Annotated in this window: 12 protein-coding genes; 8 read left to right on the forward strand and 4 right to left on the reverse strand. The window is 64.6% G+C overall.

The features are described 5' to 3' along the window. The first annotated feature begins 66 nt into the window (after positions 1–66). The 4 genes from IVB45_RS18430 (at position 67) to hflX (ending at position 5726) form a co-directional block, all read left to right on the forward strand. Positions 67–2460, forward strand: a complete 2394-nt coding sequence (locus IVB45_RS18430) for a PAS domain-containing sensor histidine kinase (RefSeq protein ID WP_247359285.1) — start codon at positions 67–69, stop codon at positions 2458–2460. A gap of 15 nt (positions 2461–2475) precedes the next feature. After that, a complete protein-coding gene (locus tag IVB45_RS18435) occupies positions 2476–3846 on the forward strand; it encodes a sigma-54 dependent transcriptional regulator (RefSeq protein ID WP_007591127.1) in 1371 nt (456 codons plus the stop codon). A gap of 237 nt (positions 3847–4083) precedes the next feature. Further along, positions 4084–4332: an RNA chaperone Hfq gene (gene hfq, locus IVB45_RS18440; RefSeq protein WP_007591126.1), complete on the forward strand. Its 249-nt coding sequence runs from the start codon at positions 4084–4086 to the stop codon at positions 4330–4332. A gap of 11 nt (positions 4333–4343) precedes the next feature. Further along, on the forward strand, positions 4344–5726 hold the full coding sequence (hflX, locus tag IVB45_RS18445) for a GTPase HflX (protein WP_247286079.1): 1383 nt from the start codon (positions 4344–4346) through the stop codon (positions 5724–5726). 149 nt (positions 5727–5875) lie between these two features. On the opposite strand, the gene mazG is transcribed toward hflX, so the two are convergent. Beyond that, a complete protein-coding gene (gene mazG, locus IVB45_RS18450) occupies positions 5876–6736 on the reverse strand; it encodes a nucleoside triphosphate pyrophosphohydrolase (protein ID WP_247359286.1) in 861 nt (286 codons plus the stop codon). Between the two features lie 139 nt (positions 6737–6875). On the opposite strand from mazG, the gene queC reads away from it, so the two are divergent. After that, positions 6876–7589, forward strand: a complete 714-nt coding sequence (queC, locus tag IVB45_RS18455) for a 7-cyano-7-deazaguanine synthase QueC (RefSeq protein ID WP_247359287.1) — start codon at positions 6876–6878, stop codon at positions 7587–7589. 148 nt (positions 7590–7737) lie between these two features. On the opposite strand, the gene IVB45_RS18460 is transcribed toward queC, so the two are convergent. Genes IVB45_RS18460 through nthA form a run of 3 tightly spaced genes read right to left on the reverse strand, consistent with a single transcriptional unit; the run spans position 7738 to position 9397 of the window. Next, complete coding sequence (locus IVB45_RS18460) at positions 7738–8115, reverse strand: nitrile hydratase accessory protein (RefSeq protein ID WP_247359288.1); 378 nt, start codon at positions 8113–8115, stop codon at positions 7738–7740. Continuing rightward, the gene (nthB, locus tag IVB45_RS18465) at positions 8115–8774 is read right to left on the reverse strand and encodes a nitrile hydratase subunit beta (RefSeq protein WP_247359289.1); all 660 of its coding nucleotides are present in this window, start codon (positions 8772–8774) and stop codon (positions 8115–8117) included. Before nthB ends, IVB45_RS18460 begins: the two co-directional genes overlap by 1 nt. Next, on the reverse strand, positions 8771–9397 hold the full coding sequence (nthA, locus tag IVB45_RS18470) for a nitrile hydratase subunit alpha (RefSeq protein WP_247359290.1): 627 nt from the start codon (positions 9395–9397) through the stop codon (positions 8771–8773). Before nthA ends, nthB begins: the two co-directional genes overlap by 4 nt. 62 nt (positions 9398–9459) lie before the next feature. Between nthA and IVB45_RS18475 the strand changes: the two genes are divergently transcribed. The 3 genes from IVB45_RS18475 (at position 9460) to IVB45_RS18485 (ending at position 12644) form a co-directional block, all read left to right on the forward strand. After that, a complete protein-coding gene (locus IVB45_RS18475) occupies positions 9460–10218 on the forward strand; it encodes a hypothetical protein (RefSeq protein ID WP_247359291.1) in 759 nt (252 codons plus the stop codon). Positions 10219–10251: 33 nt separating this feature from the next. Continuing rightward, the gene (locus IVB45_RS18480) at positions 10252–11058 is read left to right on the forward strand and encodes an enoyl-CoA hydratase/isomerase family protein (RefSeq protein WP_247359292.1); all 807 of its coding nucleotides are present in this window, start codon (positions 10252–10254) and stop codon (positions 11056–11058) included. Between the two features lie 113 nt (positions 11059–11171). After that, positions 11172–12644 (forward strand): DASS family sodium-coupled anion symporter, encoded by a 1473-nt coding sequence (locus IVB45_RS18485; RefSeq protein WP_247359293.1) that lies wholly within the window; start codon positions 11172–11174, stop codon positions 12642–12644. Positions 12645–12802 lie beyond the last annotated feature (158 nt).

The following is a 12802-nucleotide window of genomic DNA, read 5'->3' on the forward strand; positions in this document are numbered from 1 at the left end:
CAATGTGGTACGAATGCATCAGTATCCGCCCGCCGCGGACCCCGTTTTTCAGCACCCATTGCCGGAATGACCAGCGCAGACACCTCGGCCGCATCCTTTGACACGGCCCCAGCTGAAGAGCCCCGGCGTTGGTCGGCGCGACGCTGGCTGGCGCCGTTCGCCGTGGCGCTGGCCCTGCTGTCGGCCTGCCTGACATTCCTGGTCCTGACCGGCCTCACGTCAATCGAGCCGACCCCTGCGGTTGTCCGCTCGTTCTACCTGATCAATGCGGGCACCATCCTGCTGCTGGTCGGCATCATCATCCGCGAGCTCTGGCAGCTGATCCTGGCGCGACGCCGCGGCAGGGCGGCCGCGCGCCTCCATGTCCAGATCGTCAGCCTGTTCTCGATCGTGGCGGTGCTGCCGGCGGTGCTGGTCGCCGTCGTCGCCAACGTCACCATCGAGCGCGGCCTCGACCGCCTGTTCTCCGGCCCGACCAAGGAGGTGATCCAGAATTCGCTGACGATCGCGCGCGCCTACATGCAGGACCACGCGCAGCTGATCCGAGGCGACATTCTCGGCATGGCCAACGACATCGCCCACGCCCGGCCGCTCTACGACCAGGATCGCCGCTCTTTTCGCGAATTGCTGACGTCCAGCGCCGCCTCGCGCAATTTGCCGGGCGCGATGATCATCGACAAGAACACCAACATTCTCGAATCCGCCGATACCGGCATGCGGCTGGCCTATTCGCCGCCGGCGCCGGACTTCCTCAGCAACGTCAACGAATCCGAACCCGAGATCGCGGTGCTGCCCGATGCGAGCTTCGTCGCCGCGGTGGTCCGCTTGCGCGCCTTCAGCGACACTTTCCTCTACGTCGCGAGGCCGCTCGATCCGAACGTCGTCAACCAACTCAAGCAGACCGAGGTCAGCGTCGCCGAATACGCCCAGATCGAGTCGCGCCGGCTCGGCATCCAGGTCGCGTTCGCGCTGATGTTCGCGGTGATCGCGCTGACCATCCTGATGGCCTCGGTGCTGATCGGCCTCAACTTCGCCAACTCGCTGGTCTCGCCGATCCGGCGACTGATGAACGCGGCCCAGACGGTCTCGACAGGCGATCTCCATGTGAAAGTGCCGGTGCACCAGTCGGAAGGCGACCTCGCCCAGCTGGGTGAGACCTTCAACAAGATGACGGAGGAGTTGCGCAGCCAGCGCGACGAGCTCGTCAACGCCAGCGACCTCATCGACAGCCGCCGCCGCTTCATCGAGGCGGTGCTGTCGTCCGCGAGCGCCGGCATCATCGGCGTGGATAATTCAGGCAGCGTCGGCATTCTCAACCGTTCCGCCGAAAAGCTGATCGGGCACTCCGAAGCCGAGACGCTCGGCCATCCGCTCTCCGACGTGCTGCCCGAGCTCGAGGAGATGATGAAGACGGCGCGGGAAGGGACCCAGCGCCTGGTGCAGGGGCAGATCACGATCACGCGGGACGGGCAGGAACGCAATCTGTCGGTCCGCGTCAGCGCCGAGAAGACCAGCCAGCCGCACGACAGCTACATCATCACGCTCGACGACATCACCGAACTGGTCTCGGCGCAGCGTACCTCGGCCTGGGGCGACGTCGCGCGCCGCATCGCGCATGAGATCAAGAACCCGCTGACCCCGATCCAGCTCTCCGCCGAGCGCATTCGCCGCAAATTCGGCAAGGACATCACCGACGGCAAGGACAAGCAGATCTTCGAACAGTGCACCGACACCATCGTGCGCCAGGTCGACGATATCCGCCGCATGGTCGACGAGTTCTCGCGCTTCGCGCGGATGCCGAAGCCGGTGATGGAGGGTGAGGACGTCGCCGACGCAGTGCGGCAGGCGGTGTTCCTGATGAAGGTCGCCCATCCCGAGATCGATATCGAGGCCGAATTCAAGGAAGACCCGCTGCGCGCCCAATTCGACCGGCGGCTGATCTCGCAGGCGGTCACCAACATCGTCAAGAACGCCACCGAGGCGATCGAGCAGGTCCCCCTGGAGGAGCTCGGCAAAGGCCGGATCGACGTCGTGGTCTCGCGCGAGGGCGAGGACGTGCTGATCGACGTCGTCGACAACGGCATCGGCCTGCCCAAGGTGGCGCGCTCGCGCCTGCTCGAGCCCTATGTGACGACACGCGCCAAGGGCACCGGCCTTGGGCTCGCGATCGTCGGTCGCGTGCTGGAAGACCATGGCGGGCGCATCGAGCTGAAGGATGCCTCGGACTTCCGCGAGGGCCAGCGTGGCGCCTGGATGCGGATGCGTTTTGCGATCTCCGGCGCTCCCGCGAAGAGCGAGGGGGCCGAACCGGCGGGCGGGGCAACGACCAAGCCGGAAATCGGCGAAACGGCCACGCAATCCGTCAAGGATCCGGAAACAAAGCAAGCGGCCGTCGAAACCAAAGAGCCGGCTGAAAAGACCAATGATTCAACGAAGATCGAAGCCTCAACAGGCAGCTGAGAAAACAGGCGACCCATGGCAAGTGAAATTCTGATTGTCGATGATGAGGCCGATATTCGGGATCTCGTTGCGGGCATCCTCGAAGACGAGGGCTTCGTGACCCGGACCGCGCGCGACAGCGATACGGCGCTCGCCGAGATCGCCAACCGCAGGCCGCATCTGGTGTTCCTCGACATCTGGCTGCAAGGCTCCAAGCTCGACGGCTTGCAGCTCCTGGAGCAGGTCAAGAAGGACAACCCCGATCTCCCGGTCGTGATGATCTCCGGCCACGGCAACATCGAGACCGCGGTCGCCGCGATCAAGCGTGGGGCTTACGACTTCATCGAGAAGCCGTTCAAGACCGACCGGTTGATCCTGGTCGCCAACCGTGCACTGGAGAACTCGCGGCTCAAGCGCGAGGTCAAGGAGCTGAAGCAGCTCGCGCCGAGCGCAAGCTCGCTGGTCGGCCGCTCGCCCAGCATGAACCAGCTGCGCCAGACCATCGAGCGTGCGGCCAAGGCCAACAGCCGCATCCTGATTGTCGGTCCCGCTGGCGCCGGCAAGGAACTGACCGCCCGCACGTTGCACACGGCCTCGGGCCGCGCCGACGGCCCCTTCGTCGTCATCAACGCCGCTGCGATCACGCCCGAGCGGATGGAGCACGAGCTGTTCGGCATCGAGCAGTCCAACGGCGAGCACGCGCGCAAGCCCGGCGCGCTCGAAGAGGCCCACGGCGGCACGCTGTTCATCGACGAAATCGCGGACATGCCGCGCGAGACCCAGAACAAGATCTTGCGCGTGCTGGTCGAGCAGTCGTTCCAGCGCGTCGGCGGCAACGGCAAGGTCCAGGTCGACGTCCGCATCATCTCCTCCACCGCGCGCAATCTGGAAGAGGAGATCGCGGCCGGCCATTTCCGCGAGGATCTCTATCATCGGCTCTCGGTGGTGCCGATCCGCGTGCCCGCATTGTCGGAGCGGCGTGAGGACATTCCGGAATTGATCGACTATTTTATGGAGCAGATCTCCGCGGGCAGCGGCCTGCCCAAGCGGCAGATCGGCCAGGACGCGATGGCGGTGCTGCAGTCGCATGTCTGGCCGGGCAATGTGCGCCAGCTCCGCAACAACGTTGAGAGAGTCATGATTCTGGCCGCGGGCGGGCCTGAGGTCATCATCACTGCCGACATGCTGCCGCAGGATGTCGGCTCCATGGTGCCGGCGATGCCGACCAGCAACAATGGCGAGCACATCATGGGCCTGCCGCTGCGCGAAGCGCGCGAAGTGTTCGAGCGCGACTATTTGATTGCACAGATCAGCCGTTTCTCAGGAAATATTTCTCGCACGGCCGAGTTTGTTGGCATGGAACGCTCGGCACTGCACCGGAAGTTGAAGGCGCTCGGCGTCGGCTGACGCTGCGACGTCGTTGGAATAGGCGAGGAAAATCATCGATTTCCGTAGTTTTTCGGGGCAATACGGCGTGGGCTGCCGCGTCAAGCGGCTTGCCTAATAAGCCTACCTGTCCTCTAATCGAACCGCTGTCCCTCCGAGGGGGATCTCATGAGGGACGGCACCGGACGAGGACCCCGGATTTTCAAAAGAGGGCCGCAACCGGCGCAATAAAAAGAAACTCAAAGCGAGAAAAAAACAATGGCGGCAGACCGCGCACAAAACCTGCAGGACACCTTCCTTAATCACGTTCGCAAAACCAAAACGCCACTGACGATCTTTCTGGTCAACGGAGTGAAGCTCCAGGGCATCGTGACCTGGTTCGACAATTTCTGTTTGCTGCTTCGGCGCGACGGTCACTCGCAGCTCGTCTACAAGCATGCGATCTCGACCATCATGCCGGGCGCTCCGATCCAGTTGTTCGAAGGCGGCGAGGACCAGCCGGCTTGAGAGTGATCTGATTGGAACCCCGGAATTTCGACGGGGATGCCGACCGTCCGCGGTCGGCAGGGGGTACGCAGACGGGGCGGGTGCTTGTCATCGGTCCCTATTTGCGGGTGCGCGCAGGCAATGCCGACGCGCAATCGGAAGCTCATGTCCTGCGTGACGCGGAAGCCCGGCTCGACGAAGCTGCCGGCCTCGCGCGCGCGATCGATCTCGTCGTTGCCGATGCCATCATCGCGCCGATCAACCAGATCCGCCCTGCGACCTATATCGGCAAGGGCAAGGTCGAGGAGATCGCTGCGCTCGCCAAGAGCCTCGACGTCGAGCTCGTGGTGATGGATTGCGCGCTTGCGCCGATCCAGCAGCGCAATCTCGAGAAGGAGCTGCAGGCAAAGGTGCTCGACCGCACCGGGCTCATTTTGGAAATCTTCGGCCGCCGCGCCAAGACCAAGGAAGGCTCGCTCCAGGTCGAGCTCGCGCATCTCAACTATCAACGTTCGCGCCTGGTGCGCTCATGGACCCATCTCGAACGCCAGCGCGGCGGCTTTGGATTCATGGGCGGTCCCGGCGAGACCCAGATCGAAGCCGACCGCCGCCTGATCCAGGAGCGCATCTCCAAGCTCGAGGGCGAGCTGAAGAAGGTGCAGGCCACACGCCGCCTGCATCGCGCAGGACGCCAGCGCGTGCCGTACCGCGTCGTGGCGCTGGTCGGCTACACCAATGCCGGCAAGTCGACGCTGTTCAACCGCCTGACCCGCGCCGACGTGCAGGCCGCCGACATGCTGTTCGCCACGCTGGATCCGACCCTGCGTGCGCTCACCCTGCCGCATGGCGGCAAGGCGATGCTGTCGGACACCGTCGGTTTCATCTCCAATTTGCCGACGCAGCTCGTCGCCGCCTTCCGCGCCACGCTGGAAGAGGTGCTGGAGGCCGACGTCATCCTGCATGTGCGCGACATCTCGCACGACGACGCCGAGGCGCAGCAGAGCGACGTCGACGCCGTGCTGCGCCAGCTCGGCATCAATCCCGATGACTCAGGCCGCATCATCGAGGTCTGGAACAAGATCGACCGTTATGGTCCCGAACAGCGCGAAGAGCTTTTGAACATCGCGGCGCGCAGGCCGGAGGATCATCCGGCGATGCTGGTGTCGGCCGTGTCGGGCGAGGGGGTCGACGCACTGCTCGCCGCGATCGAGGAGCGCTTGGCTGCCAAGCGCATCACGCTCGACCTCTCCATCGATGCCTCCGACGGCGCCGGCATCAGCTGGCTGCATCGGAATTCCGAAGTGCTGGCGAAAGAGCTGCACGACGGCCGCTTCGACATGACGGTGCGGGTGGACGAGACCAAGCGGGACATCGTGGTGAACCGGTTTGACGCCGTGCCGCGACTGTCGGCATAACAGGTTTGGTCCCGGCGAAGGCCGGGACCATACCGCGTGATCCATCGAGGCAGGGCGGTCTTCATACCGACGAACATTTTCACTCCAAGCCTTCGCCCAACTCCTCCCTGTGGTTATGGGTCCCGGCATTCGCCGGGACGACGACGGAGTTAGCCGCGCGCCTGGTTGCTTTTCTCGGCCGGTGCGGCGCTTTTCTCCTCGCTCTTCGCCGCGTTCCACAACGCGTCCATCTCGGCGAGCGACGCCTGCTCCAGCGTGCGGCCCTGCGCCTCCAGCGCCCGCTCGATGAACCCAAACCGGCGTTCGAACTTCGCGTTGGTCGCGCGAAGCGCGGCTTCCGGATCGGCATTGACATGGCGGGCGAGATTGACCAGCGCGAACATCAGGTCGCCGGTCTCTTCCGCGAGGCCCTCGCTGTCGTCGCGATCAAGCGCGGCCTCGATCTCGTCGGCCTCCTCGCGGATTTTTGCCAGCACCGCGCGCGGATCGTTCCAGTCAAAGCCGACAGTGGAGGCCTTGCGCTGCAGCTCCATGGCGCGCGTCAGCGCGGGCTGGCCGGCCTTCACACCTGACAGCAGCGATTTGTGCGACGACGCTTCCTGCGGCGGCCGGCGCGCAGCGCGCTCGGCTTTCTCCTCCGCCTTGATGCGGTCCCAGACCTCCCTGACGTGGGAGGAGGCGAGGTTGCCCTCCTTGTCGGCGAAAACGTGAGGATGGCGCCGGATCATTTTTCGCGTGATGGCCTCGACGACATCTCCAAACGCGAACGCGTTCTGCTCAGACGCCATCTGGGCGTGGAAGACGACCTGCAGCAGAAGGTCGCCGAGCTCCTCGCAGAGATCGTCGAGGTCGCCGCGGCTGATGGCCTCGACCACCTCATAGGCTTCCTCGATCGTATAGGGCGCGATGGTCGCAAAATTCTGCTCGAGGTCCCAGGGGCAGCCTGTCACCGGTGTGCGCAGCGCCGCCATGATCTCGATCAGGCGGGAAATGTCGCGGGAAGGGGTCATTGCGGGGCAGTCTCCTGGCTCCCAAGCCTTATGCCAAAAGCGAGCTCCCGTTCCCAGCGCAGCGCGGCGGAACAGGGTGATTTCCACCGGTTGGCGGGCCGGATTGGCGAGCAGCGTGCGCAATGCTAAAGCGCGGGCCATGAGCGACGTATTTTCATCCGAAACCGCATTGGTGCTGTTCTCCGGCGGCCAGGATTCCACCACCTGCCTTGCCTGGGCGCTGAACCGGTTTGCGCGCGTGGAGACGCTGGGGTTCGATTACGGCCAGCGCCACGCCATCGAGCTTGCCTGCCGTGACCGACTGTACGACGGCATCAAGGATCTGCGCGCGGATTGGGCTTCCAGGCTTGGCGAGAGCCACACGCTGTCGATCCCAACGCTCGCGACCGTATCCGAGACGGCGCTGACGCGCGACGTCGCGATCGAGATGGGCGCCGACGGCCTGCCGAACACGTTCGTGCCCGGCCGCAATCTGGTGTTCTTGACATTCGCCGCGGCACTGGCCTACCGACGCGGCATCAGTCACATCGTCGGCGGCATGTGCGAGACCGACTATTCCGGTTATCCCGATTGCCGCGACGACACCATTCGCGCGATGCAGGCCGCGCTGTCGCTCGGCATGGCCCGCAAGTTCGAGCTGCACACACCGCTGATGTGGATCGACAAGGCCGCGACGTGGAAGCTCGCCCATGAGCTCGGCGGCGACGGGCTGGTCGATCTCATCCGCGAGCAGTCGCACACCTGCTATCTCGGCGAACGCGGCGCGCAGCACGATTGGGGATACGGCTGCGGCGAGTGCCCGGCGTGCAGCCTGCGGGCGAAGGGGTGGCGGGAGTATGTGGCGGGACGGTGAGGCCACACATTCGGTGTCATCACCCGCGAAAGCGGGTGATCCAGTATTCCCGAGACCGTGCTTGAGCCGAGAAGCCGCGGCGTACTGGATTCCCGCCTTCGCGGGGAATGACAGCGTTAGGCTTGGCGCAAGTACGCCTCTTACTGCTTTACCGAAAATCCTCCGGCCGCAGCTCGATCGGCTTGCCGTGCGGCGTGCGATCGGCCGCATGGTCCCAGGCCTCGCGGTAGCGATGTAGCGTCTCCGCCGAGGCGACGCCCTTGCGCGCGACGAGACCTTCCAGCGTGGCGAGCCAATGGAGATAGTAGGTCTCGCCAGTATCGGGATCGCCGGCCGCCTGCGCGCGCTTGATCTCGGAGGCCAGGGCTGCCGCCCATTCGGGCCAGGTGAACACGCCGCGCTCGTGCAGCGTCAGCGCCATCGCGAAGGCGTGCGCTTCCCAGGGCGCGCGGAACACGGGGCCGTCATCGTCGCGCGGAATGCTCGGGATGGCTGCCGTCGCGGCAGCAGCAGCCGTGCTGCTCATCACGCCGGGTCCAGATACGGCTCGAACGCATCGATCGAGACTTTCGAGGTCGGATCGCCGTCCGCGCCCCAGAGATCGCGGCCCTCGAATACCACCGTGTAGAGCCATTGCGGATTCTCGCCGAGCTCCATCGCCGCCGAGTCCGGAAATACGTGGCAGCCATGGTTGAGCTCGACGACGCCGACATGGCCGCGCACGTAGCGCGGCAGCCGCGTGTGGGTCGCCGGATGGATGTTCTTTGCGCGGACCTTGTCACCGATCTTGTATTTCGCCAGTGCCCGGGCAGGGCGGGCGAACTTGCCGCGCACCATGATGCGCTCGATCTGGCCGAGATCGAACTTGCCGTGCTTGAGCGCCTTGGACGGCTGCATCGCATGGCCGGCGGCGACTTCCTCCCGGGTGAGATAGCCTTTCTCGATCAGCATCTCCTCGAGCCCGAGGAACCATTTCTTGTAATAGGAGCTCGAGAGATAGACGTGGGGCGGGATCGTCTCGCGATAGAAGCGCGAGGTGTCGATGTTGAAGGCGCCGGCGGCACCCATCGCGCGCACCATGGCGAGAACACGCGACTCCCATTCCTCGTGGAACACCGGCTCGTTCCGCTCCGGCTCGACCTTGCCGAAGCCGTCCATGCCGCCCATGTCGTGCACGCCGTTCATGACGGCGCCCCGGGTGCCTTGGGAAAGCCGGTGCCGATCATGGAATCGCGCGTGACCAGCTCGGCGAGCTGCTCCTCGCTCCAGCCTTCGGTGCCCGCGGGGCGCATCGGCAGCACGAGAAAGCGCGTTTCGGCGGTCGAATCCCATACCCGGATTTCAACGTCCTTTGCGACCTCCACACCGAAATCGGCGAGCACGCCGCGCGGGTCCTTGACCGCGCGGGAGCGATAGGGCGCGGCCTTGTACCAGACCGGCGGCAGCCCCAGCATTTCCCAGGGATAGCAGGAGCACAGCGTGCACACGACCATGTTGTGACGCTGCGGCGTGTTCTCGATCACCACGAGGTGGTCGCCGACGCGGCTGACATGGCCGAGCGTGCCGATCGCCTTCGAGCCGTCCTCCACCAGTGCCTTCTTGAACGCGGGATCGCTCCAGGCCTTGGCGACGACGCGCGCGCCGTTATGGGGGCCGATCCGGGTCTCATAGGCCTGGATGATGGCGTCGAGCGCGGCCGGCTCGACATAGCCTTTTTCGGTCAGGATCGTCTCAAGCGCGCGCACGCGCAGCTCGGTCTCCGACAGCTCGGAATGGTCGTGATCGTGGTGATGATGATGCTCGCTCATGAGGCGAAGATAGTCCCAGAATCCGGGCGTTGTCGAGGCGAAGACTCTGCTAACGTCGCACCATGGGCTGGGCTGTACGAACCGGAATAACCGCCGCAATCGCGGCTCTGGGCGCATTCGCGGGGCAGGATGCGCGCGCCGCGAATGGCGCCTATGCGGTCGATGCCGCCGACATTTCCGAGGTCGGCTCCTGCAAGGTGGAAAGCTGGCTGTCGACCGCGACCAACGCGGATTTTTCGGCGGTCGCCAATCCCTCCTGTGTCGTCGATCCCTTCAGGCCGATCGAGCTGAGCCTGCAGACCATCCGGGCCCGGAGCGACGGCGACTGGAGCACGACGGTCGCTCCAAAGGCCAAGACGAATTTCATCCCGACCGGAATAGGCCGGTGGGGATTGTCGGCATATGGCGGCGGATCGTTCGATGCGGCGACCGGCGAGGCGCTGACCGCCTTCGCCGTCATCCCCGTGACCTTCCGCCTGTCGGAGACCATGCGCATCAACGTCAATGGCGGCTGGCTCTGGGATCGCACGGTGGATCGCCATTACCTGACCTACGGCATCGGCTTCGATTGGAAATTCACCGACACCCTGCAATGGACGATCGAGGCGTACGGGCAGGCGGGCGCCGCCGAAATCGCAAGCGTCGTGCAGCCGCGTTTCCAGACCGGCGTCCGCTACCGGCCGAACGAGATCTTTTCCGTCGACGTGATCTACGGCCACAACATCACCGGCGAAAATGCCAACTGGATCACCATCGGGACCACGATCCGGTTTCCGGTCCATGGAAGCGAACCCGAACATCGGCGTACCGGGCATCTGTGAGCACCAGGAAGACCAAGACCAGGGGAGATTGCGTTGCCTGACTATGTGAAGATCGAGAAGGGCCTCGGCCCGGAGGGACGGATCGCGGTGGTGCGGTTCGACCGCGGCGACGGCATCAACGCGTTGTCGCCGGAGGCGCTGCGCCAGCTCACCGCGGCCGCGCGCAGTTTTGAGGATGATTCCGCAACCTCTGTCGTGGTGCTGACAGGCAGCGCGGCTGCGTTCAGCGCCGGCTTCGATCTCAAGGATGCCGAAGGGCGCTCGCGCAAGGACATCGATCTCGGCACGCTGCGGCGGCATCTCAAGCTCGGACCGCGCCTGACCCACGCCTGGCAGGAGATGGAGCAGATCACGATCGCCGCCATCGAGGGCTTTTGCGTCGGCGGCGGCGTCGCGCTGGCCGTCGCGCTCGACTTCCGCGTCATGGGACGCGATGCCCATCTGCGCGTGCCCGAGATCGGGCTCGGCATGAACATGAGCTGGCAGAGCATTCCGCGCATGCTGCATCTGATCGGCCCGGCTCGGACCAAGCAGGCGGTGATCCTGGCCGATCAGCGCATCAGCGCGGATGAGGCCTATGAGTGGGGCCTGGTCGAGCAGGTGGTCGATCCCGGTCATGCGTTCGATGCGGCGATGGAGCTTGCGCGCAAGGTGGCAGCGCAGCCGCCGCTCTCCGTTGCCATGACGAAACTCACGGTCAACCGGCTGGCGCATGCGCTGGATAATCTCGCCAGCCATATGGACGTCGACCAGTTCGCCCTGGCAAGCCTCAGCGAGGACCACAAGGAGGGCGTCGAGGCATTCCTGACGCGACGCAAACCGAAGTTCAGAGGGCGGTAGAAGCCGGCTCGGACCATTGATTGCGCCGCGGACAGTCCGTATACGCCGCGCTGGGACAAAATAGGCCCGATCAACGGGCCGGCAGACTATAACGACGATCGAGGGGAGGGCCCATGACCACTAGCTCGCAGGCGCCTGAGGCGAAAGGGTTTCGCTGGAAGCTGATCGCGCCGCTCGCGGTGTGGCTGGTGATCTATCTGTGGCCGGTGCCGGCAGGGCTCAACGTCAATCAGTGGCACTATTTTGCCGTCTTCGCGGCCGTCATCACCGGGCTCATCCTGGAATCGATGCCGGTCGGCGCGGTCGGCCTGATCGGGCTGACGGTTGCCGGCGTCGGCGGTTATATCGATCCCGATCCGACCAAGTCGCTGCGCTGGATGCTGGCGGGCTTTGCCGAGAGCACGGTGTGGCTGATCGTCGGCGCCTTCGTGTTCTCGATCGGTTATCGCAAGAGCCAGCTCGGCCGCCGCATTGCGCTCGTTCTGGTGCATAAGCTCGGCCGCAACACGCTCGGCCTCGGCTATGCGGTGGCGATGTCGGACTTCCTGCTGGCGCCGGCGACACCGTCCAACACCGCCCGCAGCGGCGGCATCGTCTATCCCATCATCAGCAACATCCCGCGCATCTACGGCTCCGAGCCTGGACCGACCGCCGGCAAGATCGGCACCTACGTGATGTGGACCGCGTTCGCGTCGACCGCCGTCACCAGCTCATTGTTTTTCACCGCGCTCGCGCCCAATGCGGCAGCACTCGCCATCGCCAAGAAGACCGTCGGAATCGACGTCAGCTGGGCGCAGTGGTTCATGGGCTTTGCGCCGCTCGGCCTCCTCCTGATGGTGCTTGTTCCGCTGCTCAGCTACGCGGTCTGCCGTCCCGAGGTGAAGAGCAGCCCGGAAATTTCCGAATGGGCATCGAAGGAGCTCGCGGAGATGGGCCCGATGTCGCGCAACGAGTGGATCATGCTTGCCCTGATCTTGCTCGCGATGTTCCTGTGGATCGCGGGCTCGAGCCCGGACATCCGCGTTCCGCTCCTGGGCTCGAATTTCGTCAACGCCACCACCGTCGTGTTCATCGTGATCTCGCTGATGCTGGTGACGGGCGTGATCGAGTTTGCCGATATCGTGGCCGAGAAGGGCGCCTGGGAAGTGTTCTTTTATTTCACCTCGCTGCTGACTCTGGCCTCGGGCCTCAACGAGATCGGCTTCATCAAATGGTTCGCGACCGAATATGCAAAGCCGCTCGCCGGGCTGTCGCCGTCCACCGCGATGCTTCTGCTGGTCGCGCTGTTCTTCTGGATCCACTATTTCTTCTCGAGCATCACCTCGCATGCCGCCGCCGTGCTGCCCGTGGTGCTCGCGGTCGGATCCGGCATCCCCGACCTGCCGGTCACGACGCTCGCCATGCTCTGCATGTATTCGCTCGGCCTGATGGGGGTGATCTCGCCCTACGCGACGGGACCGGCGCCGATGTATTTCGGCAGCGGCTATATCGGAAAAGGTCAGTTCTGGGGTTTTGGCCTGATCTTCGGGGTGCTCTATTTCGCGGGGCTCCTGCTGATCGTATGGCCCTGGTTGCAGGTCCACTGAGCCGGGCGGGAGGCCCATACGACGGCAGATGATTTTTCTTCAGCGAGGAGAAATTTGGAAAACTTCGTCCAACCCACCGCAGATATCTGACATTGCCAGAGAGAGCTGAAAGGGCGATGGTGCGTGCTGCGGTGCAGCGCGCTCCAGCCGAGTCCTCA

The organism is Bradyrhizobium sp. 4, from assembly GCF_023100905.1.
GTDB lineage: Bacteria > Pseudomonadota > Alphaproteobacteria > Rhizobiales > Xanthobacteraceae > Bradyrhizobium.